27 protein-coding genes and 1 tRNA gene are annotated in these 22,666 nt (G+C 59.5%); 19 read left to right on the top strand and 9 right to left on the bottom strand.

Annotation, left to right across the window (positions count from 1 at the left end; genetic code table 11):
• The first annotated feature begins 122 nt into the window (after positions 1–122).
• The 10 genes from GKZ67_RS12835 to GKZ67_RS12790 all read left to right on the top strand — a co-directional run bounded on the left by GKZ67_RS12835 (position 123) and on the right by GKZ67_RS12790 (position 8,017).
• Positions 123–782 carry a carboxypeptidase-like regulatory domain-containing protein gene (locus tag GKZ67_RS12835; RefSeq protein WP_173242837.1) on the top strand — a complete coding sequence of 220 codons (660 nt, stop codon included), beginning with the start codon at positions 123–125 and terminating at the stop codon, positions 780–782.
• 80 nt (positions 783–862) lie between these two features.
• On the top strand, positions 863–1,447 hold the full coding sequence (locus GKZ67_RS12830; protein WP_173242835.1) for a hypothetical protein: 585 nt from the start codon (positions 863–865) through the stop codon (positions 1,445–1,447).
• Positions 1,444–1,932, top strand: coding sequence for a hypothetical protein (locus GKZ67_RS12825; RefSeq protein ID WP_173242833.1), 489 nt, complete (start codon positions 1,444–1,446; stop codon positions 1,930–1,932). The genes GKZ67_RS12830 and GKZ67_RS12825 overlap by 4 nt, the downstream gene beginning before the upstream one ends.
• Positions 1,929–3,644 carry a hypothetical protein gene (locus GKZ67_RS12820; RefSeq protein WP_173242831.1) on the top strand — a complete coding sequence of 572 codons (1,716 nt, stop codon included), beginning with the start codon at positions 1,929–1,931 and terminating at the stop codon, positions 3,642–3,644. The genes GKZ67_RS12825 and GKZ67_RS12820 overlap by 4 nt, the downstream gene beginning before the upstream one ends.
• Positions 3,645–3,916: 272 nt before the next feature.
• On the top strand, positions 3,917–4,549 hold the full coding sequence (locus GKZ67_RS12815) for a carboxypeptidase-like regulatory domain-containing protein (protein ID WP_173242829.1): 633 nt from the start codon (positions 3,917–3,919) through the stop codon (positions 4,547–4,549).
• Positions 4,546–5,031 carry a hypothetical protein gene (locus GKZ67_RS12810; protein ID WP_173242827.1) on the top strand — a complete coding sequence of 162 codons (486 nt, stop codon included), beginning with the start codon at positions 4,546–4,548 and terminating at the stop codon, positions 5,029–5,031. Before GKZ67_RS12815 ends, GKZ67_RS12810 begins: the two co-directional genes overlap by 4 nt.
• Positions 4,953–6,218 (top strand): TonB-dependent receptor domain-containing protein, encoded by a 1,266-nt coding sequence (locus tag GKZ67_RS12805; protein WP_173246782.1) that lies wholly within the window; start codon positions 4,953–4,955, stop codon positions 6,216–6,218. Before GKZ67_RS12810 ends, GKZ67_RS12805 begins: the two co-directional genes overlap by 79 nt.
• Positions 6,161–7,171 (top strand): hypothetical protein, encoded by a 1,011-nt coding sequence (locus GKZ67_RS12800; RefSeq protein WP_173242825.1) that lies wholly within the window; start codon positions 6,161–6,163, stop codon positions 7,169–7,171. The genes GKZ67_RS12805 and GKZ67_RS12800 overlap by 58 nt, the downstream gene beginning before the upstream one ends.
• A gap of 177 nt (positions 7,172–7,348) precedes the next feature.
• Positions 7,349–7,422, top strand: a tRNA-Ala gene (locus tag GKZ67_RS12795).
• A gap of 151 nt (positions 7,423–7,573) precedes the next feature.
• Positions 7,574–8,017 (top strand): DUF4890 domain-containing protein, encoded by a 444-nt coding sequence (locus tag GKZ67_RS12790; RefSeq protein WP_173242823.1) that lies wholly within the window; start codon positions 7,574–7,576, stop codon positions 8,015–8,017.
• 38 nt (positions 8,018–8,055) lie between these two features.
• Here GKZ67_RS12790 and GKZ67_RS12785 read toward each other — a convergent pair whose 3' ends face one another.
• A complete protein-coding gene (locus tag GKZ67_RS12785; protein WP_173242821.1) occupies positions 8,056–8,469 on the bottom strand; it encodes an EamA family transporter in 414 nt (137 codons plus the stop codon).
• 161 nt (positions 8,470–8,630) lie between these two features.
• Positions 8,631–9,074 (bottom strand): Fur family transcriptional regulator, encoded by a 444-nt coding sequence (locus GKZ67_RS12780; RefSeq protein ID WP_173242819.1) that lies wholly within the window; start codon positions 9,072–9,074, stop codon positions 8,631–8,633.
• 151 nt (positions 9,075–9,225) lie between these two features.
• Here GKZ67_RS12780 and GKZ67_RS12775 point away from each other — a divergent pair, with 151 nt between their 5' ends.
• Genes GKZ67_RS12775 through GKZ67_RS12765 form a run of 3 tightly spaced genes read left to right on the top strand, consistent with a single transcriptional unit; the run spans position 9,226 to position 11,722 of the window.
• Positions 9,226–10,839 (top strand): ArnT family glycosyltransferase, encoded by a 1,614-nt coding sequence (locus tag GKZ67_RS12775; protein ID WP_173242817.1) that lies wholly within the window; start codon positions 9,226–9,228, stop codon positions 10,837–10,839.
• Entirely contained in the window at positions 10,836–11,249 is a 414-nt protein-coding gene (locus GKZ67_RS12770) for a lysylphosphatidylglycerol synthase transmembrane domain-containing protein (protein ID WP_173242815.1), read from the top strand. The genes GKZ67_RS12775 and GKZ67_RS12770 overlap by 4 nt, the downstream gene beginning before the upstream one ends.
• 5 nt (positions 11,250–11,254) lie before the next feature.
• The gene (locus tag GKZ67_RS12765; RefSeq protein WP_173242813.1) at positions 11,255–11,722 is read left to right on the top strand and encodes a hypothetical protein; all 468 of its coding nucleotides are present in this window, start codon (positions 11,255–11,257) and stop codon (positions 11,720–11,722) included.
• A gap of 15 nt (positions 11,723–11,737) precedes the next feature.
• On the opposite strand, the gene GKZ67_RS12760 is transcribed toward GKZ67_RS12765, so the two are convergent.
• On the bottom strand, positions 11,738–12,538 hold the full coding sequence (locus GKZ67_RS12760; protein ID WP_173242811.1) for a carbohydrate deacetylase: 801 nt from the start codon (positions 12,536–12,538) through the stop codon (positions 11,738–11,740).
• A gap of 67 nt (positions 12,539–12,605) precedes the next feature.
• Positions 12,606–13,601, bottom strand: a complete 996-nt coding sequence (locus tag GKZ67_RS12755; protein WP_173242809.1) for a glycosyltransferase family 2 protein — start codon at positions 13,599–13,601, stop codon at positions 12,606–12,608.
• A 118-nt stretch (positions 13,602–13,719) separates the two neighbouring features.
• Here GKZ67_RS12755 and GKZ67_RS12750 point away from each other — a divergent pair, with 118 nt between their 5' ends.
• On the top strand, positions 13,720–15,558 hold the full coding sequence (locus GKZ67_RS12750) for a penicillin-binding transpeptidase domain-containing protein (protein WP_173242807.1): 1,839 nt from the start codon (positions 13,720–13,722) through the stop codon (positions 15,556–15,558).
• Positions 15,559–15,589: 31 nt separating this feature from the next.
• Here GKZ67_RS12750 and GKZ67_RS12745 read toward each other — a convergent pair whose 3' ends face one another.
• Positions 15,590–16,237 (bottom strand): hypothetical protein, encoded by a 648-nt coding sequence (locus GKZ67_RS12745; protein ID WP_173242805.1) that lies wholly within the window; start codon positions 16,235–16,237, stop codon positions 15,590–15,592.
• A gap of 105 nt (positions 16,238–16,342) precedes the next feature.
• On the opposite strand from GKZ67_RS12745, the gene rodA reads away from it, so the two are divergent.
• The 3 genes from rodA (at position 16,343) to GKZ67_RS12730 (ending at position 19,300) form a co-directional block, all read left to right on the top strand.
• Entirely contained in the window at positions 16,343–17,638 is a 1,296-nt protein-coding gene (rodA, locus tag GKZ67_RS12740; protein ID WP_173242803.1) for a rod shape-determining protein RodA, read from the top strand.
• An 88-nt stretch (positions 17,639–17,726) separates the two neighbouring features.
• Positions 17,727–18,710: a hypothetical protein gene (locus GKZ67_RS12735; RefSeq protein WP_173242801.1), complete on the top strand. Its 984-nt coding sequence runs from the start codon at positions 17,727–17,729 to the stop codon at positions 18,708–18,710.
• Between the two features lie 53 nt (positions 18,711–18,763).
• Complete coding sequence (locus GKZ67_RS12730; RefSeq protein WP_173242799.1) at positions 18,764–19,300, top strand: hypothetical protein; 537 nt, start codon at positions 18,764–18,766, stop codon at positions 19,298–19,300.
• Here GKZ67_RS12730 and GKZ67_RS12725 read toward each other — a convergent pair.
• The 4 genes from GKZ67_RS12725 to GKZ67_RS12710 form a co-directional block, all read right to left on the bottom strand.
• On the bottom strand, positions 19,254–19,775 hold the full coding sequence (locus GKZ67_RS12725; protein ID WP_173242797.1) for a hypothetical protein: 522 nt from the start codon (positions 19,773–19,775) through the stop codon (positions 19,254–19,256). The genes GKZ67_RS12730 and GKZ67_RS12725 overlap by 47 nt on opposite strands.
• Positions 19,776–19,887: 112 nt before the next feature.
• Positions 19,888–20,295, bottom strand: a complete 408-nt coding sequence (locus tag GKZ67_RS12720; protein WP_173242795.1) for a hypothetical protein — start codon at positions 20,293–20,295, stop codon at positions 19,888–19,890.
• A complete protein-coding gene (locus GKZ67_RS12715) occupies positions 20,296–20,460 on the bottom strand; it encodes a hypothetical protein (RefSeq protein WP_173242793.1) in 165 nt (54 codons plus the stop codon).
• Between the two features lie 71 nt (positions 20,461–20,531).
• Entirely contained in the window at positions 20,532–21,497 is a 966-nt protein-coding gene (locus GKZ67_RS12710; protein WP_173242791.1) for a hypothetical protein, read from the bottom strand.
• Between the two features lie 48 nt (positions 21,498–21,545).
• Here GKZ67_RS12710 and GKZ67_RS12705 point away from each other — a divergent pair, with 48 nt between their 5' ends.
• The gene (locus GKZ67_RS12705) at positions 21,546–21,827 is read left to right on the top strand and encodes a 2Fe-2S iron-sulfur cluster-binding protein (RefSeq protein ID WP_173242789.1); all 282 of its coding nucleotides are present in this window, start codon (positions 21,546–21,548) and stop codon (positions 21,825–21,827) included.
• 185 nt (positions 21,828–22,012) lie between these two features.
• Positions 22,013–22,636 carry a thymidine kinase gene (locus GKZ67_RS12700; RefSeq protein ID WP_173242787.1) on the top strand — a complete coding sequence of 208 codons (624 nt, stop codon included), beginning with the start codon at positions 22,013–22,015 and terminating at the stop codon, positions 22,634–22,636.
• Positions 22,637–22,666: the final 30 nt, after the last annotated feature.

Below are 22,666 nucleotides of genomic sequence, written 5' to 3'. Positions count from 1 at the left end.
ATTAGATGAACTAATCAATTTATCTTCAGATTTTTAACATGAGCATAATGTGTAAGTCTGAAGGATAGGAAGTAATTTTGCCGGCAGACCAGCTAGCCTTTCTTCCATTTTTAATTCTTCTTATGAAGCTTCACTACTTACGACAGACACTGCTGTTGGCATTGTTGCTGTTGACAGCTCAGCTTGGCTGGAGCCAGGGTGCTACTACGGCCGCTATGAGCGGCACCATTACCGATGCCAAAGGGCAGTTTTTGCCCGGTGCTACGGTAATTGCCGTGCACACACCTACTAACACGCAGTACGTAGCACCTACCAACGCTGATGGTCGTTTCAACATCCAGAACATGCGGGTAGGCGGTCCCTATACCGTAAAGGTTACGTTCGTAGGCTTTCAGGATTTTACCCGCACTGGTATCAACCTGACGCTGGCCGAAAACTTCCGCCTCGATGCCAAACTGGGTGAAAGCTCAACCCAGTTGACGGAGGTTACCGTAACTGGTCGTCAAAACCCAGTTATCAACGCCGACCGTACCGGTGCTGCTACGACTATTCAGCGTCAGGTAATTGAGCAGCTGCCAACTATCAACCGCTCATTTTCCGATTATACCCGTCTCACACCCCAGGCCAACGGCCAAGGTGGCTTCGGTAGTCGTAACAACCTCTATAACAACATCACTATCGACGGAGCCCTATTTAATAACTCCTTCGGCTTGTCGGGTACCATTGGGGCCAGGCTAATGCTCAACCTATCTCGCTCGATGCCATCGACCAGATACAGGTGAGCATTGCGCCTTATGACGTGCGGCAGGGCTCTTTTACTGGAGCTGGTATCAACGCTGTAACCCGTTCAGGCAGTAATAAAGTGTCGGCTTCGGTTTATGGTTTTTATCGTGACCAGAACTACGTAGGTACTCATATCGGCAACGTAGATAACACAATTGCCAATTTTAATTTGAAGAACTTTGGCTTCCGCGTTGGTGGGCCCATCATTAAAGACAAGCTGTTCTTCTTCATTAATGCCGAGCGAGAACTGCGTACCGACCCGCCCACAGGCAACTACTCGGCCGCTACCCAGGCTAACCCCGCCAACGGCCAGTCGGTGTCGCAGGCGTCAGCATCTGACCTGAACACGCTCAGCAGCTTTCTGATGTCGAAGTATAACTATAACCCTGGTCCTTACCAAGGCTACTCGCTGGCGTCGAACAGCGATAAGTTTACGGCTAAGATAGACTGGAACATCAGCCAGAACCACCGCTTCAACATTAAGTACAACTACCTGAAGTCGTACCGCGATGTGCCACCCAGTGGCTCGGGTTCCATCAGCAACCGCTCACAGACGGTATTTGGCCTTCCTTTCTACGGCTCCTATTACCGCATCAACAACAACATCAACTCATTTATCGCCGAGTTGAACAGCACCTTTGGGCCAAGTTTGCCAACAACATGACGGCCGGTTTCCTATCCAACCGCGACTACCGTGAGAGTGGAGGTGGCGGCGCTATTCCGCTATTTCCACTGGTGGACATTGGCAACGCGACTACTCTGAGTGCCCCCGGCACCCGCGTAACGGCTCCGCAGACGCTTACCTCATTTGGTTATGAGCCTTTCTCTGCCTTCAACATACTGAATACCAATACGTATCAGTTTGGCGACAACTTTACGGCCTTCCTAGGCAAGCACAATGTGACGGTGGGTACCTACAACGAGCTATATAAGTATACCAACGGCTTCGCCCCTCAGTACTACGGTGCGTTTGTGTATAACTCGCTGCAAGACTTCTATGCCTCGGCTGCTACCGCTGACGCGCCCTATGGTTACAACTACACCAACGGCGCACTTACCCCCGCCTCGCCTCTGATGGTCTGCGCTCGGCCCAGCGTTATCAACTGCGCTACTCGGCACTGCCCGATGGCTCGTTCCCATATGCCGTGACTAATGCCGCCCAGATTGGGGTTTACATCCAGGATGAATGGTCGCCGGCCAGTAATCTAAAGCTGACCTACGGTATTCGCGGTGACCTGCCAATCATCTATTCCAGCATTCAGCAGAACTATCCGGTGAGCGGCGGTACAGACCCGGCTACTGGTAAATCTTATGCCGGCCTGAATAACTTCCGCGATAACATCCAGATTAATACCAGCCAGCTGCCCAACCGTACGGTACTGTTTTCGCCCCGTATAGGGTTTAACTGGGACGTGAACGACGACCGCAAAACGCAGCTGCGCGGCGGTACGGGTATCTTCACTGGCCGCGTACCCTACGTTTGGATTTCAAACCAAGCCAGCAACAACGGGGTACAATTTGGCTCGATTGACTTTCAGGGTGCATCTGCAGCTGGCTACGCTTTCAGCCCTAACGTTGACCAGTACCGTACGCAGTTGACCGCTGGAGGTGCTAACACCTCGTATAACCTCGCCGTAACCGCCCGCGACTTTAAGTTTCCGCAGGTGTGGCGCTCAAATCTAGCTCTTGACCACGAGATTATAGGCGGGATAGTGGGCACCATTGAGGGCCTGTATACCAAAGACCTGAACGCGGTATATTTCCAGAATATCAACCTTCCTAATTCGACCAACCGGGCAGTAGGAGCTGATAACCGCCCGATTTTTTATACGCCGAGCGCTACCGGGGTTGGCCTGAATGCGTCGCCCTATAACCGTATCTACGGACAAACTCCGGATGGTAAGGCGATTACACCTTCGGTAGGCAATCCGGCTATTACTGACGCTATTCTGCTCAACAATACCAGCGCAGGCTATTCGTACAGCTTCACGGGTCAGTTGCAGAAAACATTCAGCAATGGGCTCTACGCTATGGCTGCCTATACCTACTCCGACGCGCGCTCGGTAAACGATGGAGGCTCGATTGCTCAGTCCAGTTGGGCTGGTCGTCCCGTATCGGGTGACCCTAACTCCCAAGAGTTGGGCTACTCGGCCTACCTGGTATCGCACCGGGTAATTGGCTCGCTTTCTTACCGCTTCAACTACCTGGGCCACCTGGGTACCACCATCTCGCTGTTCTACACGGGTGCGCCCGGCGGTCGCTATTCCTACACCTACAGCGGCGACATGAATGGAGACGGTGTGAACGGCAACGACCTGATGTACATTCCACGCAATGCCAGCGAGATAGTATTGGTAGACCGTACCACGAATTTTAGCGGCAGCACGGACAAATTTGTGTACACAGCCGCCCAGCAGGCGATTGACCTCGAAAACTATATCAACTCAGACCCCTACCTGCGGGCCCACCGTGGCCAGTATGCCGAGCGCAACGGCGCCGTTCAGCCCTGGCAGCACGAAATAGACTTCCGTCTGTTACAAGATGTGTTCACTAATATCGGCGAAAACCGCAACGCGCTACAGTTTAGCCTAGATATCTTCAACGTAGGCAATCTGATTAACCGGAATTGGGGCTCGTATCAGTTTCCATACAATAGCTCGCCGCTCGCCTTTGCTGGCTACAACGCACAGGGGCAGCCGACCTTTTACCTGCAAACTGTAGCCGGGGCGACCCGTGCAGTAAGTGGTGGTACCACTACTATCACGCCTCCGCAAGTACTCACAACGCCTTTCCGCACCGATGTGACAACGCTGGTCTCGCGCTGGCAGATGCAGATTGGCCTGCGCTACCTATTCAACTAACCGGGCCGCTGGCCACTAGCCAGTTTGTCTACCCGAAAGCGGGGCAGGAAGCAATTCCTGCCCCGCTTTTTTGTAAGCCAGCCACTGCCTTCATAAAAAGCTCATGGGCTCCCACAAAATGTACTTGGCAAAAGCATAAAATCATAAAAAAATTTGAGTCATCTAACCATCAGATTTTACGAGCACTACTAATGAATTTGACATGAGCAATACTCATTTTTTCTTCATATTTTGATGGGTTTAGATGTAGGTAAGATGAAAAATAGGCGTTTGTGCAGCTTAACTTTGCCGCACACTGGCACCTGTGCGCCTTTTACCTTTTTTCATTCTATGAGAAATCTACCTCTACGCCACTTCACGCTGCTCCTGTTTTTGCTGCTTACGGCCCGTTTGAGCTGGGGCAGGGAGCCACTACGGCCTCCCTTAGCGGGGCGGTAACTGATGCGAAAGGCGAGCCGCTGCCAGGAGCCACCGTGCTGGCCGTCCATACGCCGACCAACACGCAGTACGGCGTGGGTACCAATGCTGATGGCCGCTACAACATTCAGGGTATGCGCGTTGGCGGGCCGTACACGGTTAAAGTAACATTCGTAGGCTATCAGGATGTGGTGAAAACGGGCATTATTCTGTCGCTGGGCGAAAACAAGCGTATTGATGCGCCGATGAGCACCTCAACTACGGAGCTCGGCGAAGTAACTATCACCACCCGCCGCGACCCGGTCATCAATGCCGGCCGTACCGGGGCCGAAACCAACGTAAGCCGTGAGCAGATAAGCCAGCTACCCACGTTGAGCCGCTCGCTCACCGACTTCACGCGCCTTACCCCGCAGGCTGGCGGGGCGGCAGCTCATCATTTGGCGGTGCCAACAACCGCTACAACAACATTACCATTGATGGCGCCGTGAACAACGACGTATTCGGGCTGGCTTCTTCCGGCACGCCCGGCGGGCAGGCTGGCACCAACCCTATCGCCCTCGATGCCATCGACCAGATTCAGGTGGTGCTGGCCCCCTATGACGTTACAATGGGCAACTTTACCGGGGCCGGGGTAAATGCTGTTACCCGCTCGGGCTCCAACGATTTGTCGGCCTCCATCTACGGCTTTGGGCGCAACCAGAATACGGTGGGCAAAAGCGTAACCGACGGCTCCAAGGCAGATAAGTTTTACAACTACCAGACGGGCTTCCGCGTGGGAGGAGCTTTGGTAAAAGATAAAGTCTTCTTCTTTCTGAATGCGGAGATACAGCGCGTTAATACGCCCCTGGGCTACCTGCCGGGGGAGCCGACTCACGCGCCAGCGTTAGTGTTATCAACGCCATTCGGACGGCGGCCCTGCTGCCTACTGCCAGCGGCGGCTTCTATGGTGGCTACGACCCCGGCACGGTAGGCGATATCACGCGCCTCACCGAAAGCAATAAGATTTTTGCCCGCCTCGACTTCAACCTCTCGGAGAATAACACCCTGACCCTGCGTCATAACTTCGTGAAGGCGTTTGACGACAACATTACCCGCACGGGTACCAACGTCCGCTTCAGCAACAACGCATATCGCTTCAGTAACCTGCAAAACAGCACGGTTGCCGAGCTCAATAGTCGCTTCGCGGGTGGCTTCTCCAACAAGCTGATTTTAAGCTACAGTGCCATCCGTGATTCGCGCGATGTAGTAGGTGCCCCCGGCCCCGCTTATCAGATTTCGGAAGGTGGCGTTACCTATAGCCTGGGGCAGGAGCGCAGCTCCGTAGCAAACCAGCTCGACCAGGATATCATTGAGATTACCGATAACCTCACCAAAGCCATTGGCAAGCACACGTTTACGGTGGGTACCCACAACGAGGGCTTCAAGTTCCGCAACCTGTTTCTTAATAACGGGGCCGGCTACTACACGTTCTCTTCGCTGGCCAACTTTCAGGCTGGTAAGGCTACGCAAGTACAGTCGAGCTACCCTACCGCCAACAATGGAGAGGCAAGCTTCAAGGCGGCGCAGTTGGGCTTCTATGCGCAGGACGAGTACACCCCCGTCGAAAACCTGCGCCTGACCCTAGGTATGCGTATCGACGTACCCGTATTTGTAGACAAGCCGGGTTACAACGCCGGCGTAACCGAGGGCTCGAAAGCCGCCAACGGCACCTTCAATGCCGGCTTCGGCAGCCAGTACAAAACCAGCAATACGCCTAACGGCCAGGTACTCTACTCGCCCCGCCTGGGCTTTAACTGGGACGTAAACAATGATACCAAAATTCAGCTGCGCGGCGGTACGGGTATTTTCTCGGGCCGCGTGCCCTTCGTGTGGATTTCTAACAGCTATACCAACAGCGGCCTGGTGCAGGGCTCGGTAAACCAGACGGCAGCCACTGGCACTACGCTGCCGGTGCAGATTGACCCTGCCAAGATTGCGACTTCTTATACCCAGGTGCTTACCAGCCAGATAAACTTAGTAAGCGATAACTTTAAGCTCCCCAGGTATGGCGCTCAAACCTGGCAGCCGACTTCCGCCTGCCGGGTGATGTTGTCGCCACCGTGGAAGGAATCTACTCCAAGACCATTAACGATATCTATTATAAGGATATCAACCTGACGGCTCCGGTAGGTCGCCTGGCCGGCCCCGACCAGCGTCCGATATATGCGGCTACTACGGCCCTGCGCCGGGTTAACCCAAACTATACCAACGTTTACCTGCTCGACAATACCAACCAGGGCTATCGCTACAACGCCACTTTCCAGCTGCAGAAGCGCTTCCTGAATGGTCTGAACACTACAGCTGCCTACACCTACGGCGTATCGAAAGAGGTGAACAGCGGTACCAGCAGCACGGCCTCGTCGAACTACGCATTCAACCAGGTGGCGTATGACCCGAATAGCCCCGAGCTGGGCTACTCGCGCAACGACCAGCGTCATCGCGTTATCGCGAGTACGGGCTATACCTTCCGCTATGCTAACAACAAGCTCGGTACCACTATTACAATGTTCTACGAAGGCCTGTCGGGCCAGCCGCTGACGTACATCTACGGCCAGAGCACGGACCTCAACCGTGACGGCAACACGGGCAACGACCTGCTGTACGTGCCAACCGACGTGCGCGACCCTAACCAAATCCGCCTCGTGGCCACCGAAAACCGCGACCTGGCTACGGTTCAGAACCAACTCGAGGCATTTATCCAGAACGACCCTTACCTGAGCAGCCACCGCGGGCAGGTAGTGGAGCGCTTCGGCGCCCGCCTGCCCTGGACGCATGAAGTTGACCTGCGCGTAGCCCAGGAAATTTTCTTTACGGCCGGCGGCAAGCGCAACAGCCTGCAAATCACGTTCGATATCTTTAACCTGGGCAATCTGCTTAACAACAACTGGGGCCGCCAGTATGTGGTGTCTAACAATGCCGTAGAACTGCTGAAAGTAGAGTCGACCAACGTGAATGCGCAACCCACCTTCTCGCTGCCATCGGCCTATGGCAACAGCGGCCGCTCCTACGATTTCGCGTCGTTTGGCTCGCGCTGGCAGGGGCAGCTGGGCATACGCTACAGCTTCAACTAAGTACTCGGGTAATTGTGAAAGGTGCTGAAAAAGGGCGGGAGATTCTCCCGCCCTTTTTTTTGCGCCTGATTTTGCGTTAGTTGTGAAGAATATTGGCTCAGGGACTTGCACAAGCGAAAAGCCAGCGTACTTTTGCACAACCAAAGCGCAACCGGCGCGGTGGTAAAGCCCTAAAACGGGGGATTAGCTCAGCTGGCTAGAGCGCTTGCATGGCATGCAAGAGGTCATCGGTTCGACTCCGATATTCTCCACACCCGTTTGCTGAAAGGCACCTGCGAGCATTGCTGGCAGGTGCCTTTTTTCGTTGTAGCAGTTTCGAAGCGGCATCCTGCCAAGGATATACTTCATTAGGCGTTCAGCTGGCAGTGGCAGTTTTACGGCTTCTACCAACTTCTTTCACTCATGACTACTTCCTTTCGTATCGGCGCTTTATCGTTGTTGCTAGCCGGGTTGACTCTCTCTACCAGTGCGCAGGCACAGCAGGCACCAGCCGCTTCAGCCTCGGCCCCTGCCACCGCCAGCCACGCTACTGCTTACCACGCCGCAGCGCCCGAGCAGCGCGCCGATAAAATGAGCCAGGAGCTGGCCCGGCAATTGAGCCTCGACGCCGCTACTACGGCCAAAGTTCGGGCTGCGGCCCTGACGCGCGACCAGAAAATAGATGCAATTCAGAATGGTACCACCAGCAATAAGGAAAAGAATACGGCCCTGCAAGCCAATGCGCAGGAGTTCAAGGCCGCGCTGCAGGGCATTCTGACGCCTGCGCAGTTTGCGCAATACGCATCGCACGGGGGTAAGCACCGGGCTGATAAATCAGCTCCAGCCGCTCCGGCTACAAATCAGTAGCTCGAGCTTGCGTACAGGCCGCGCCGGGGCGGGCTTCCTCAGAGGATGAGCACCAAAGTGCCCCCAATGATGAGGCCCGCGCCCAGCGCGGCTTTCAGCGTCAGGGTTTCGCCCAAAAAGACCACGGAAAGCGCAATGGCCAGCGCCACGCTCAGCTTATCGACCGGGGCTACCTGCGATACTTTGCCCAGCTGCAAGGCCCGAAAGTAGCACAGCCACGACAGCCCCGTGGCAATACCTGAGAGCACCAAAAACAGCCAGGTACGGGGCTGAAGCGTGAATATATCAGAAGGGTTATCTTTGAAAAATACGATGCCCCAGGCCACTACCAGGATAACCACGGTGCGAATAGCGGTGGCTAAATCGGAGCTGACCCCTTTAATGCCAACCTTGGCCAGTACAGCAGTGAGGGCCGCAAATACGGCAGATAGCAGGGCGTAGGTCCACCACATTGGCAGTTAACAGTTAACAGTGAGCAGTTTTCGGCGCGGCTGGCTGCCCCACTTTCTGCGGGCTACTCTCTACGTAGGCGCCGCCGGAAAGTACATTTTTAACATAAGTACATCGCAGGTCTCCGGCTGGCAAGAACTGGCTACTCAGTGTGGCTGCCCAATCAGCTCTGGCAAAACTGGCAGGTACCGGAAAGCAGAAAGTCGCGCCGCTGGGCCTGAAACCCGCCGGGCAGCTGCACGGCCGGAATGGCTACCTGGCTCAGGCAATACGTGTGGCTGCACACCCCGCACTTAAAATGCACATGATTATCGAAGTGCGCGTCGGCTGAGCATTCAATGGAGCAGGCAGCGTAGCGCAGCACGTCGGTATCGTCGATAACGCGGTGAATGAGCCCCTGCTGCTCGAAGCTTTTGAGGGTGCGGTAGAGCGTGATGCGGTCGGTATCGGCCCCTATTTCCTGCTCAATCTCGGCCCCGGTAAGCGCATAGCCTTTGCCGGTGAGGGCGGCCAGCACGGCGCGGCGCACGGGGGTCTGGCGCAGGCCGTGGCGTAGCAGCGTCTGGGTAAGGCGGTCGGGGATGGTAGCAGGTGTGGGAGACGACATAAGCCAAACTTACGAAAAGATGGGAGCCTTGGCTAACGCAAACTGCCCCGCGCCGGAGGCAGCCGTACCTTTGCCGGGCCTGCGCCGCCAAGGGCCGGCCTACCGGGTGGCGGCCCTTGGTGGGCTGCTCCCGACCAACCTAACCAAACTTGTGGTAGAATCGTTAGCTCGCCGTCTAATTACCTTCCTCAGCCAGCATCCGGGGTGGGTGGCAGTCTTTACGTTGCTACTGGCTTTGCCGGCGCTGCTGGTGCACCTGGGCTGGCAGCCGCTGCTCGTCGATGAGCCCATCCGGGCACTGGTAGCGCTCGAAATGCATTACTCGGGCAGGTTTTTTGCGCCCACGCTGCAAGGGCTGCCTTATTATAACAAGCCGCCGCTGTTCAACTGGCTGCTGGTGGCCCTGTTTCGCCTCACGGGCCGGCAGGATGAGTGGATACTGCGCCTGCCTACCATTGCGGCGCTGCTGCTATATACTACCGCCCTGTGGCGGGTATTGCGCCCGCAGCTGGGCAGCCGGCTGGCCTTTACGGTAGCGCTGGCTTTTGCTACCACGGGTCGGGTTCTGTTCTACGATTCCTTTCTGGGGCTTATCGACCTCTGGCACGCCTGCCTGACGTGGCTGGGCTTCATGGCCGTGTGGTATCTGGGGCAACGCAAACAGTGGGTGAGCCTCTTTGTGCTTACCTACGCGCTTACCGCAGTCGGCTTTCTACTGAAAGGGCTGCCTTCAGTCGTGTTCCAGGGCCTGGCCCTGCTGGTTTATTTTCTGGATACCCGCCAGTGGCGGCGCTTGTTTGGCTGGCAGCACGTGCTGGGCGTGCTGGTGATGCTGCTTATTCTGGGTTCATATTTTTTTATATATAGTAAACACAACTCGCTCGAAGTGGCGCTGGCCACGCTCTGGTCGCAGTCGAGCCAGCGCACTGTAGCGGCCCAGCCGCTGGCCGAGTCTGTTCAGTACGTGCTGCTGTTTCCGTTCGACTTCATCAAGCACTTTCTGCCCTGGTCGCTGCTGGTGGGGTGCCTGCTGGTGCCGGGGGCGCGCCGGCTGGTAATGGCCCAGCCGTTTTTGCGCTACAACGCGCTGCTGTTTCTGGCCATCTTGCCGGTGTACTGGCTATCGCCGGCTACCATTCCGCGCTACCTGTTTATGCTGGTGCCGCTGGGCCTCACCGTAGTAATTGCGCTGTATGCGCAGTATCAGCCGGTGAGAACGCTCCCCACGCGCTGGCTCGATGGGCTATTGCTGGGATTGCTCACTGTGAGTGCCCTGGCTCCGTTGGTGACGCCTTTCGTGTCGCTTACGCGGGTAGTGCCGGGCGTATGGGCCTGGGCCGTAGCGATGTGCGCGGCGCTGGGGGTAGGGGCCTACCTGTTCTGGCGGCTGGCCGACTACCGCCTGCTCGTACTGGCGTATTACCTGCTGGTGCTGCGCCTGGCCTTCGATATTTTTATTTTTCCGGCCCGTATGCAGACTTCCTCCGAGGTACCGTACCGCACGGCTGCCATTCGGGTAGGGCGTGAAACCAAAGGCCGGCCCCTGGTACTGTACCCCAGCGGCTGGCCGCTCGACAATGTGGAGGCCTTTTACATAGCGCGGGAGCGGGGCGAAACCCTGACGATTGCTCCGCTGCCGCTGCGCCCGCATACCCTGTACCTGGCCGATGAGCGCCAGTTGCGCGGAATGCGCTATCGCACCCTCGACAGGTTCCGGATTGACGACGGCATCCTGTTCGTGCTGGTGGAATTTCAGCAGCCATGAGGGCTACCGACGAAACCCCGAAGGCGCCGATATCGGCCTGGCGCCGCTACGCGCTGCTGGCCGTGAAGCTGGCCTTCATGGCCGGGGCGCTCTGGCTGGTGGCCCGTCACCTCGACCTGCCCACGCTGGGCCGCACCCTGCGCTACGCCCGGCCGGGCTGGCTGGGGCTGGCCGCGGGGCTGTTCACGCTCTCGAAGCTGATTTCTTCGGTTCGGCTCAATACCTTTTTCCGGGCCGTTGGTATTCAGCTTACCGAGCGCTACAACCTGCGCCTCTATTGGCTGGGCATGTTTTATAACCTGTTTCTACCCGGCGGCATCGGCGGCGATGGCTATAAGGTGTACCTGCTGGGCAAGGAGTTTCCGGGGCGGCGGGGCTTATCTTCCGCGCCCTGCTGCTCGACCGGCTAAGCGGCATGGTGGCGCTGCTGGTGCTGCTGTTGGGGCTGTTTGCGGCCACCGATTACCCCGGCTGGTGGCGGGCCGGCGCGCTGGCACTGGTACCGCTGGGCGTGGCCGTCAGCTACGGACTGGGCCGCTGGGGATTTGGCGAGTTTCGCTCGGCTTTTGGGCGCACCTCGTGGCAGGCGCTGGGCGTGCAGGGCGCGCAGGTGCTGTGCGCCTGGGCGCTGCTGGCGGCGCTGAGCGCGGCCGGCGGGCCGGTGCTGCCGTATCTGCTGGTGTTTCTGGCATCGAGCATCGCGGCGGTGCTGCCCCTTACGGTGGGCGGCCTGGGGGCGCGCGAGCTAACTTTTTTGTACGGCGCCAAGCTGTTTGCCCTGAGCGTGCCGGTGGCCGTAAGCGTAAGTGTGCTGTTCTACGTAATTACGGCGGTAGTATCGCTGGTGGGAGCGCTGGTGCGGGTTGAGCGTCAGGGAGCGTAGGCCAGCGGGTTGGCTTTACACCGCGGCGTAACTCACCAGCTCACCGCCTAGCTCGCGCAGTAGTTCGCGCAGCTGGCTCCCGCGCCAGAACTCATATTCCGGCACCCGCATCAGCGGCGAGCCGGGGCGCTCGCTCAGGCCTGGGTGACTCATGAACTCCACTACGTCGGCGTGCTGGAAAGCCGCCGCCACGCCTCGCCGAAAGCCGGCGGCACTGGCCGGCTCGGTTGAAAACGTACTCACCAAAGCGCCCGGCGTGGCAAAGCCCCGCAGGGCAGGCCGGCTGCTGAGCGCAAAGCCTTGCAGTACCAGTCCGCGCGCATCGAAGCGGCCCGCCGCCGTGAGCTGGCGTACCCGGCGCACGCCCAGTTCGCGCAAAATCCTAAGCAGGGCCGGCCCCAGCAGCGGATATTGGTGCAGGTGCTGGTGGCTATCGGCGTGGGTGGGTGCTAGTCCGGCGGCCGCCAGCCGGCGGAGCTGGGCAGCTACTTCGGTTTTAAGCTCCTGAGGCCGCACCTTGCCGCGCAAAAAACGCTGCCACAGCTGGCTGGACGAATAAAACTGCCCGTCAATATCTATTAAAGACGATACTTGCGAAGCGGCGCTCAGCGGCTGGCCGGCATTGAGGGTGAGGTGCAGGCCCACCGAAAGGGTAGGTGAGGCCAGCTGTTGCAGCGCCCGTAGCTCGGCGTCGGTGGCAAAGTTGGCCATCACCGTGGTGCTGCTTACCTGCCCGGCGGCGCCCAGCTCCAGAATGGCCTGGGTAGCGGGCGCGTCCCAGCCATAGTCATCGCAGTTGATGATAAGCTTTTTCATTTGCCAGGCAACTGTGTGCAGGGTAGACAGCTATCCCAGAAGATGCTAGCTGAATAAACAGGAAGTGTTAAATGGTACCTGATGACGCCAGCTGCCGGACCACGTAGGGCGTGCGCGTGCGGCGGGCGTAGTAGTTGTACATCCCAATCTCGGCCAGCACGCCGAAGCAGAGCAGGAAAATACCAGCCATTATCAGAAACAGGCTGAAAATGAACTCAAGCGGGTAAGTAGCCTCAATATTCAGTTTAAAGAATATTGAGCGGATAAGAAACTGGCCTGCCAGTATGCCACCGGTAAACAAGCTCAGCAGCCCGGCCAGCCCGAACAGGCGGAACGGCTTGCGCGAGTGGACGATAAAAAAACGCAGGATAAACAGGTCGAGAATAACGTAGAAGAGCTTGCTAATCTTGTAGTTGCTCTGCCCGAACTGTCGCTCGTGAATCTCAATGGGAAACTCGCAGTAGCGCAGGTTTTTGCGCGCCACCAGCGCGCCCAGAAAGCGGTGCGCATCGCCGAGCATCTCCACGTTCTTTACCAGGTAGCTGCGATACGCCTTATAGGTGGCGCCAAAATAGCGCAGCTGCACCCCTGACAGGCGGCGGATAATGCCGTGCGCCGTGGTGGCCAGGGCCGTGGCAATGGGGCCTTCGGGCCGCTTGGCCTTGGCCCCGCCTACCATGTCGTAGCCCTCGTTGATGAGGCTGATAAACTGCGGAATGTAGGCCGGGTCATGTTGCAGGTCGCCATCCATGGCAATAATGACCTCGCCCCGCGCCTGGGCAAAGCCGGCGCGCAGGCTCAGGGTCTGGCCGTAGTTGCCGGCTAGGTCGATGGCTACCAGGTGCTTGTCGTAGGCAGCCAGCTCCTGCATCACGGTCCAGCTGCGGTCGGTGCTGCCGTCGTTCACCAGTATCAGCTCGTAGTCGTAGCCATGCTGCTGCATCACGGCCGCCACGCGGCTTACCAGCTGCGCCACCGTATCAGCCTCGTTATACAAGGGAGCTACTACCGAGATGAGGCCGGTAAAAGCAGTATTGGCAGTGGGCGTTACGAGCGGCGGCATGGGCAGAAGTTGAAACCACAAAGGTACTCGTGCGGTAGCGCGGACTTTATAGCCCGCGTTTGCGTTAGCCAGGCGCGAACTACAAAATCCGCGCTACTTCCCGGCGTAACTTTACTGTATGCAATACCTGGAAGGCCGGCGCTACGTGGTGCTGGCAATATTTACCCTGGTGGGTCTGCTGTTCGTGAGCCGGCTGTTTTACCTGCAAGTGCTCGACGACTCGTACAAAACGGCGGCCGACCGCAATACGCTTCAGCGGCAGGTGCAGGTGCCCTACCGGGGCCTCATCTACGACCGGCACGACTCGCTGCTGGTTACCAACACGCCCGTTTACGACCTGATGGTAGTGCCCCGCGAGGTAAAGCACCTCGACTCGGCCAAGTTTTGCCAGGTAATGCAGCTGCCCCTGGAAGACCTGCGTCTGGGCTTGCAGGCGGCCCGGGCCTACTCACGGGTGCGCCCTTCGCCCCTGATTCAAAACCTGAGCACGCCCGAGCTGGCCGCCATTCAGGATAATCTGATTGACTTTCCGGGCTTTCGGGTGCAGGCCCGCATGGCCCGCGCCTACCGCACCCAAAACCTGGCCCACGCGCTGGGCTACGTGGGCTCCATTACGCCCAAGCTGCTCGAAACACCCAAATACGCGCACTATTCGCCGGGCGAAAACGTGGGTATCTCGGGCTTGGAATCGTATTACGAGCCTATTCTGATGGGCCGGCGCGGTGTGCAGTACCGGCTGGTAAACGTGCGTGGCATCGACAAAGGGTCGTTTCGGGGGGGCGAGTTCGACACGCTCTCGCAGGCCGGGCAGGATTTGCACCTGAGTATTGATGCCGGCCTACAGGCCTACGGTGAAAAGCTGCTGGCCGGCCGCCGCGGCTGGATAGTGGCCATCGACCCCAAAACCGGCGAGATTCTCAGCTTTGTGTCGGCCCCGCACTACGAGCCGCAGATGCTGACCGGCAAGGGCATGGGCAACCGCTACATGGACCTGCTGCGCAACCCCGACCGCCCGCTTTTCGACCGCCCGCTGATGGCTACCTTCCCGCCCGGCTCGGTATTTAAGCTGGTAAACGAGCTGGTGGCCCTGCAAATGGGCGTCGTCACGCCCGGTACCGGCTTTCCCTGCGACCAGCGCCTGGTGCGCTGCACCCACCGCCACGAGTACCCGGCCAACGTCAACATTGCCATAAAAAACAGCTGCAACCCCTATTTCTACCAGGTGATGCGGGCCGCGGTGGTGCGTGGGCAATCGCCCAACAAGTTTGAGGATGCCCGCCTGGGCCTGGGCCAGTGGCAGAAAATGGTCAAAACCTTCGGCCTGGGCGAAAAGCTGGGCGTAGATATGGGCCACGAGAAGCGCGGGCTTATTCCGTCGCCCGATTTTTACGACAAGCTGCGCGGCTTTCACCACTGGAATTTCAAAACGGTGTACTCGCTCAGCATCGGGCAGGGTGAAATTGGTATTACGGGCCTGCAAATGGCCAATGTGCTGGCCACTATTGCCAACCGGGGCTACTATTACGCCCCGCACTTTGTGCGGGCCGTGGGCAGCAGCGGCCAGCCGCTGCCCGAGTTTCGGCAGCGCCACTACACGGCCGTCGATACCACGCTTTTTAAATATGTTATTCCGGGGATGCAGGAAGTGGTAGACGGGCGCGGCGGCACCGGCTCGTTTGCCAGCCTAGCGCAGTACGGCATTTCGGTGGCCGGCAAAACCGGCACCGTGCAGAACGCGCACGGGGAAGACCACTCGACGTTTGCCGCGTTTGCCCCCGCCAACGACCCCAAAATCGCTATTGCCGTTTTCATCGAGAACGCTGGCTTTGGCGGCACCTTCGCCGCGCCCGCCGCCGGCCTGATGATGGAGCGCTACCTGCGGGGCAAAGTAGCTCCCAATCGCAAGCGCTGGGAAGACTGGGTGATGTACGGCGTGGCGCCTACTCACCGGCATTAGCGCGGCAGTGGGTCGGGAAAGCATTGGGCCCCTATGGCACCCCGCCGTATTCGAATGCCACGGTAGACGTGAAAAGGCGATATGTACAAGTATTGTTATAATGTGGCCGTAGACTATCGGATATCGGTTGGCTGAAAATATTGTAAGAATAGCGACCCATACCACTCATGCGAAAAGAAATTTTTGTCGGCTCGCCGTTTTGTACGCCAATACAGTTAGCTTTCGCTAGGTGTGCTGCTATAGCGCGGAAAGTATCATCTGTCCAGTGCAAACGTTCCTTAACGACAGATAATGAGGTTACTTCCGGGTCATAGTCTGCGTGTGGAGTTGAGTGGGCTGGGAGCTCTTTATAGTGGTAAGGATTGAATTCCCATTCGGCAAAATACGATTTGCCCTGACTTATTTTATCCGGTGGATAGCTTATTTTCATAGAAGCATTATCAAGGTCGTTAAACTCAATATCAACCACTAAATTGCTAGGAGTAATCGAGTTAAAGTAGGCCTTCAATTCATCTAACTCTTTTTTATGCGATTGGTAGTTCTCTCTAAGCTCTTGCTCACTGGAACTGGAAAATAAGTTGGAATAGAATGGATTTGTAAGAATCGGGTAGAGGTAAAGCCCAAGTGATAGACTGAAGACAATGGCACACGACAGCAAAATTTTAGCAGTAAGGGACATATCTGAAGCAGATTAAGAAATATCTTGGCAAGATTAAACTAGGCGTTACAAATCGGCTTCGCTGTATCCACCACCGAAGCCCGACCTTTGCCGAAAGTTTCTTACATGTCTCCCGTTACCACCCGTTCTTCACGCAGTATCGACTGGCCGCTGCTGCTCATTTACCTGCTGCTGGTGGGCCTGGGCTGGGGGGCCGTGTACGCGGCCAGCTACTCGCCCGATGCGCCGGCCAATCCGCTCTCCTCGCTCAGCTTTTCGGAGCTGATGGCCTTCAACTGGTTTAAGCAGCTTATCTGGATAGGTACGGCGGTCGTGCTCATCGTGATTTTGCTGGTGGTCGACTACAAGGCCTATGACACGCTGGCCTACGTGCTCTACGGCGGCATGATAGTGCTACTGCTGGTGACGCTGGTGGTGGCACGGCCCATTGCGGGCTCGCGCTCGTGGCTGGAGTTTGGGCCGGTGCGCCTGCAGCCGGCCGAGTTTGCCAAGTTTACGACCGCGCTGGCGGCCTCGCGCTTTATGGCCGGTATTAACCTGCGCAACCAGAACTGGCGCGACCAGGCCGTGCTGGCCGGCCTCACGCTGCTACCAGTGGCGCTCATCCTGGCTTCCAACGAAACCGGGCAGTCGCTGGTGTTTGCGGCCCTGCTGCTGGCTTATTTCCGGGAAGGCATGTCGCCGCTTATTCTGCTGCTGCTGGCGGCGGGCGGCATTATACTGCTGCTGGCGCTGCTGGTGCCCAAGCTGTGGCTGGTGGGCGGCTTTACCCTGGTGCTGGGTATAGCGTTTTTGCTGAATTCGCGGCTGTGGCGCCACCATCTGCCGCTGAGTCTGGGGGCCTGGGCGCTGGTTATCGGCATGGTATTCGGCGTCGATTTTTTCTTCAACCACGTATTGCAGCCCCACCAGCGCCAGCGCATCGAGATGCTTATCGACCCCGGCAAAGACCCCCTGGGCAAAGGCTGGAACGTGACGCAAAGCAAAATTGCGCTCGGCTCGGGTGGCTGGTTTGGTAAAGGGTTCCTAAAAGGCACCCAAACCAAGTTTGATTTCGTGCCCGAGCAAAGCACCGATTTCATTTTCTGTACCGTGGGAGAGGAGTGGGGCTGGACCGGCTGCCTGGTCGTTATTGCCCTCTACCTTACCCTGCTCTGGCGAATTCTGTGGGTGGCCGAGCGCCAGAAGTCGGTGTTTGGGCGCACCTACGGCTACTGCGCGGCCAGCATCCTGTTTGTGCACTTTACCGTGAACCTGGGCATGACGATGGGCCTGATGCCGGTGGTAGGTATTCCGCTGCCGTTTTTCAGCTACGGCGGCTCGTCGCTGTGGTCGTTTACCATCCTGCTCTTTGCCCTGCTGGCGCTCGATGCCCACCGCAAGCAGGATTTGGAGCGCTAGGACGCAATAATTTGCCAGTTGGGTAAGTGCCACCGAAGCCCGGCGCAGCGCCTGCCCATTAGCGTCCAGCACGTAGCTTGCGGGCTTCATGCAGCATCGCCCAACCGCTTTTCGCTTACGTACCGGCCGCACGTGGCCCAGCATAGCCGTAGCTGGCCTGCTTACGGCTGTCTGCCTGGCGCTACCCACCCGCAACCCCACCGGCGACGCGTGGTACTACGCGGCCTGCTCGCGCTGGGGCCAGGAGCTGTTGCAGCCCCACCACCTACTCTACAATGCCATCGGCTGGCTGTGGCTGCAACTGGTAGGAGCTAGCGGAGCCGCGCCTGCCGGCCTGCCGGCCATCACCTGGCTACAAACGCTGAACGCGCTGACGGCCGGCGCCTGCCTGCTGGTGCTGGCCCGGCTGCTGGCGCGGGCGGGCGCGCCCGGTGCGGCCATACCGGCCTGGCTACTACTGGTAGGCAGCTGTTTCGGAATGCTGCGCTTCGCTACCGAAAACGAGACGTACATACTCCCACTGCTACTGGCGCTGCTGGCCAGTCTGGCCTGGGCGCAGGCCTGCCATACCCTGGGGGCGCGTTGGCGCTGGCTGGTGCTGGCCGGGCTGCTGGCGGCGCTGGCCTGCCTTGTGCACCAGCTGATGGTGTGGTGGTGGCTAGGCTTGCTGCTGGGGCTGCGGCCCTGGCGGGGGCGTGCTGGTGTGCGCCTGGGGCTGGTGTATGGGCTGCCGGCCCTTTTAGTGCCTGTTGCGTATGTGCTGGCGGCTCCGGCCAGCGGCGTGGCCGGCGTAGTGCGCTTTGCCCTGCACGACTACCTGACCGGTAGCGCCCGCGTGGAGCTGGGCGGGCGCAGCCTGCTGCTTACAGGTATTAGCGTGATACGCACGGTGGGGCAGGTACACGGCAATATGGGGCCGCTGCTGGCCCACTGGCCGGTAGGGCTGGGGCTGATTGGTTTGATAAGTATAGTATTAATTGCATATGGTGTTCTGGGCTGGTACCGGGTCCGGCCGCTGCCCACCCAGCAGGCCCAAGCCCCGCCCGTGGCATCCGGCGCACGCACGCCCTGATTGGGGCGCTGCACCTGGGCTTTGCGGCCCAGGCGGCCGGCAATGCCGAGTTTATGGTCATGCTGCCGGCCCTGGCGGCAATAGCGCTGGCCGGCGGGAAACTGCGAGCCTGGGCCCCGCGTCGGGTGGCAGCCGTGGGCACTGCGCTGTTGAGCTGGAATCTGGCTTTCGCCTTACTTCCGGCGCATAGCCTCGTTTACACGGGCGCCGGGCCCGCGCTGCGCCTGCGCGTGCTGACCCAGCCGGCCGCGTGGTTTTTGCTGCGCGACCCCAATCTGCTGCGCAACCAGCTGCAGTATTATACCGGGCGGGCCGACAGCGCCCCGCGCATTATCGGGCTGCCCGTGCGGCCCGATGCGGCTTTCCGGCACTGGCTGGTGGCGCGGCTGGCCGCGGGCGAGGTAGTATACACCGATGCGCTGGGCGGCTACTGGCCGCTCGACCGCGCACAGCTAACTCTGGGCGACGGAGCAACCCGGGCGCTGAACGGTTTTGCTGCCCGGCGCGTCGATTCTATGGCGACATTCTTCGGCCCGTACTACCTCACGCGGCTCGGCCCGGCCGCCCCCAAATGCGCCCCAGCCAGCTAACGGCCAACGCCAGCGCCGCCGTAAAAACCGGCGAAAACAGGTAGCCCATCCGCCCGAGGTCGCCCGAGAGGGCCATGTGTAGCAATACGATGAGCGCCAGGCCGGCCTCGGGCCAGCCGAGTAGCGGGGCAAGCGCCCGCCGACCGTTGGGCCGCAGCAGGGCCGCCGCTACCGGCAGCCAAAACAACCCCCAAATACTGAAAACCTCGGCTATGCCTTTCAGCGAGGCTACTTTTCGCAGCGAATACCAGAGGTTTTCGACGTGCGAAAAGGCATTGCTGACAGACGCTGCTGCCGGCGCGGCCGCCGCTTTATCTACCCACCAGTGTACGGCGGCCAGCGCCAGCAGCCCCAGCGCCAGGGCTGCCGCCTGCCCCTGCCAGCCCAGCGCCCGGCGCCCGAACCATAGTAGCCACGGCAGTAGAAAAACGAACGATTCCTTGGCCAGCGGCCCCACCAGCAGCGCCAGGGCCACCGCCCAGCCTGCCTCCGGCCCCGGCGGTAAGCATAGTAGCTCAGGCCAAAAACCAGTAAGTACAGGCTGTCGGTAAGCGGCAGGCCGGCCATGTAGGCAGTCCAGCGGCTACTCAGCACCAGCACCAGGGCCAGGGCCGTTGCGCCCGACGAGACACCCACCTGGCGGGCGCTCCGGAAGAAGCAGGCCCCGCCGCTCCCACCAGCAGAGAATTGAGCAAGTAGAAAGCCAGTCGCAGGGGCCATTCGCCGGCTGGCCGGGGCGAGCTGGGTGGGTCGCCGAGTAGTGCCAGGGGGCGGGCCAGCAGGCCTGCCGCCACTGGCACCAGTACCCGGTAGCGCCGCGTCACGTTCACGCTATCGAAGCGCCCGCTAGCCAAGCGCAGGTAGCTGCGCGTGTCGAGCGAGTGCGAAAAGTCGTAGTGCCGGTACATCGGATAGGCTGCATTAAGCAGCACCCCCAGCGCCAGCGCCCACGGCAGCAGCCAGCGCCGTACCCAGGTTGCGGTCAGCAGCGGCATTTAAGCTCCGGCAAACTTGCGCTCAATCAGCTTCAGCAGCTTGCCCACGTGCTCTTCCTTGCGGCTCCAGTCGTGGCGCGTGGCCAGCTCCTGGCGCACATAGGCGAGGGCCGTATCGGCATCAGGCAGCGTATCGAGGTGCTGAATGGCCGCGTGGTACTCCATATTCTCACCGTTAAACAACTCATTGATAAAGCTGAAGCGCTGGTTGATGGAAATAGCCTCCCGCAGGCTTACTACCTTGGGCGCCCCCGCTCGGCCAGCGGGGCGGCGCCGGCGTGGGCTGCCTCGCGCAGCGTATCGGCCAGGTGCGGCGTGCTCGGCTGGGTTGCCTTGAGCTTGGCATAAAGCGGAGTCTCAGCGGAAACTCCGCCAGCCAGCGGCTGGATGGGGATTACGGGGTCGGTAGCAGCCGGGGCCGCGGCCGGCGATGTAGGTAGCAGCGCTGGGCTAATCTCAGGTACTGCTGCTGGGGTAGAAATAGCTGGGGCCGGTTTTTCGGGTGCCGGGGCTGGCGGTGCTACGGTTACCGGGGCCGCCGGCTTGGCCGGACCATCGTCCCAGAGGTCGGCCTCGGTAAGCGGCAGCAGGGTGCTGAGCTCCGGCACGAGTTGCGAGAGCGGAGGCAGCATTTTAGCATTAGCCGTGAGGTATAAGTCGAAGCGCTGGCGTAAGAACTCGCGGCTGAGAGGTGCATTGCTCGGGGGTAGACTGTTCACAAAGCCCTCGAAAAATTCTTTGGTGCGGTCCAGGTAGCGCAGGTGGTCGCGCAGGTAAGCCAGGGGAATAGCCTCCTCCGCGTCGGGGCCGGCCGGGGGCAGTACCAGGCGCTCGAAGGCCTCTGCCGGAGCGGTAGCCAGCACCAGCGTATCGCTGATGGCCTGCGCCAGCAGCGGCTCCAGGGCTGCCCGGTCGAGGCGGATATGCCGCGAGAGCACGTTCATGAACTGTCCCAGCGCTGCCCGCACTGCCTCAGCCTCAAAGTTGAAATAAGGGCTGCGTAAGGCATTGGCTTCCTGCTGCCAGCGGCCCAGTAGCTGGCGCAGCAACAGCAGGTTGACCTGCCGCACCGGCGTAAACTTGAGCAGCGCCGGGCCATCGAGTGTGGCATCGGGCTGGGTACCAAAAAACTGTTGGCTGAGCCGGGTAGCCAGCCGGCGGCCGTACTGCTCGCACTTGGCGAGGCTATATTTGTCCTGCATAGCATGTGCCGGCCGCGGGCCGGATTCGTGCGCCAAGTTAGCCACAAAATGCCCCTGCTGACCATTGCGGGCCTGCCCGGCCCGCCTCTCAACGTGCCCGTGGGTACTACGGTACTGGCGGCCATCCATGCGGCGGGCCACGATTGGTGGCACGCCTGCGGGGCCAAAGGCCGCTGCACTACCTGCCGGGTACGCGTGCTGAGCGGCGCCGAGCTGCTCGCGCCGCTCACCGAGCCTGAGCTGCGCTACCGGGCCGCCGGCCGCCTGCACGAAACCGAGCGGCTGGCCTGCCAGGCCAGGATTAGGAGTGAAAAGTCAGGAGTTGGCTAGAAAAGCAGGGTGGGCGAGGCAGCAGGCTACCAATCGGAAAGCTTTTAAGCAGGAGCGCGGTCAGAGGCGTTTGCTACCGCGCATTAGCGGGCGGTGCCGTACTTTGTCAGCGTCTTTTTGCTGGCCGAGTAGTTAGGTGTCTCTTCCCAACTCCTGACTTTTAACTCCTAACTTTTAACTCCATCTTGTTTACCGAGCCCCGCCGCCTGTCCGATTTCCCGCGCCGCCGCGGCTGGCTGGAAGTTATCTGCGGCTCCATGTTTTCGGGTAAGACCGAAGAGCTGATTCGCCGCCTCACCCGGGCCCGCATTGCGCGGCAGCGGGTCGAGATTTTCAAGCCCGCCCTCGATACCCGCTACCACGCCCAGGATGTGGTGAGCCACAACCAGACCAGTATTCGCTCTTCGCCGGTGCAGTCGCCGGCCGAGATACTGCTGCTGGCCGGCGGCAGTAGCGACGTTATCGGCATCGACGAAGCGCAGTTCTTCGACGAGTCGCTGGTGGAAGTGTGCCGGCAGCTGGCCGACGGTGGCACCCGCGTTATCGTGGCCGGCCTCGATATGGACTACCTCGGCCGGCCATTCGGACCCATGCCGGCACTGCTGGCTACGGCCGAGTTTGTCACCAAAGTGCACGCCGTATGCGTGTGCTGCGGCGAGCTGGCGGCCTACTCATATCGCATTGCCGCCAGTGCCAACCAGATTTTGCTGGGCGAAACCGATAGCTACGAGGCCCGCTGCCGCCCCTGCTTTCTGGCAGGTGAGGCGGCGCAGTCGCACCGACCTGATACGGCCCGCGCCACGCACTAACTTGGGTCGCTTAGCAGTTACCAGGTAGCA

This window comes from Hymenobacter sp. BRD67, from assembly GCF_013256425.1.
GTDB lineage: Bacteria > Bacteroidota > Bacteroidia > Cytophagales > Hymenobacteraceae > Hymenobacter.
This window is presented reverse-complemented; position numbering and strand designations above follow the sequence as displayed.

Excerpts from the sequence above, each read along its gene's own strand:
- GKZ67_RS12765 (WP_173242813.1), top strand. The coding sequence starts at position 11,255 with ATGGTGGCGCTGCTGGTGCTGCTGTTGGGGCTGTTTGCGGCCACCGAT.
- GKZ67_RS12735 (WP_173242801.1), top strand. The coding sequence starts at position 17,727 with ATGCAGCATCGCCCAACCGCTTTTCGCTTACGTACCGGCCGCACGTGG.
- GKZ67_RS12770 (WP_173242815.1), top strand. The coding sequence starts at position 10,836 with ATGAGGGCTACCGACGAAACCCCGAAGGCGCCGATATCGGCCTGGCGC.
- GKZ67_RS12720 (WP_173242795.1), bottom strand. The coding sequence starts at position 20,295 with ATGCCGCTGCTGACCGCAACCTGGGTACGGCGCTGGCTGCTGCCGTGG.
- GKZ67_RS12835 (WP_173242837.1), top strand. The coding sequence starts at position 123 with ATGAAGCTTCACTACTTACGACAGACACTGCTGTTGGCATTGTTGCTG.
- GKZ67_RS12710 (WP_173242791.1), bottom strand. The coding sequence starts at position 21,497 with ATGCAGGACAAATATAGCCTCGCCAAGTGCGAGCAGTACGGCCGCCGG.
- GKZ67_RS12780 (WP_173242819.1), bottom strand. The coding sequence starts at position 9,074 with ATGTCGTCTCCCACACCTGCTACCATCCCCGACCGCCTTACCCAGACG.
- GKZ67_RS12760 (WP_173242811.1), bottom strand. The coding sequence starts at position 12,538 with ATGAAAAAGCTTATCATCAACTGCGATGACTATGGCTGGGACGCGCCC.
- GKZ67_RS12825 (WP_173242833.1), top strand. The coding sequence starts at position 1,444 with ATGACGGCCGGTTTCCTATCCAACCGCGACTACCGTGAGAGTGGAGGT.
- GKZ67_RS12785 (WP_173242821.1), bottom strand. The coding sequence starts at position 8,469 with ATGTGGTGGACCTACGCCCTGCTATCTGCCGTATTTGCGGCCCTCACT.
- rodA (WP_173242803.1), top strand. The coding sequence starts at position 16,343 with ATGTCTCCCGTTACCACCCGTTCTTCACGCAGTATCGACTGGCCGCTG.
- GKZ67_RS12790 (WP_173242823.1), top strand. The coding sequence starts at position 7,574 with ATGACTACTTCCTTTCGTATCGGCGCTTTATCGTTGTTGCTAGCCGGG.
- GKZ67_RS12705 (WP_173242789.1), top strand. The coding sequence starts at position 21,546 with ATGCCCCTGCTGACCATTGCGGGCCTGCCCGGCCCGCCTCTCAACGTG.
- GKZ67_RS12750 (WP_173242807.1), top strand. The coding sequence starts at position 13,720 with ATGCAATACCTGGAAGGCCGGCGCTACGTGGTGCTGGCAATATTTACC.
- GKZ67_RS12745 (WP_173242805.1), bottom strand. The coding sequence starts at position 16,237 with ATGTCCCTTACTGCTAAAATTTTGCTGTCGTGTGCCATTGTCTTCAGT.
- GKZ67_RS12715 (WP_173242793.1), bottom strand. The coding sequence starts at position 20,460 with ATGGAGTACCACGCGGCCATTCAGCACCTCGATACGCTGCCTGATGCC.
- GKZ67_RS12730 (WP_173242799.1), top strand. The coding sequence starts at position 18,764 with ATGGTCATGCTGCCGGCCCTGGCGGCAATAGCGCTGGCCGGCGGGAAA.
- GKZ67_RS12755 (WP_173242809.1), bottom strand. The coding sequence starts at position 13,601 with ATGCCGCCGCTCGTAACGCCCACTGCCAATACTGCTTTTACCGGCCTC.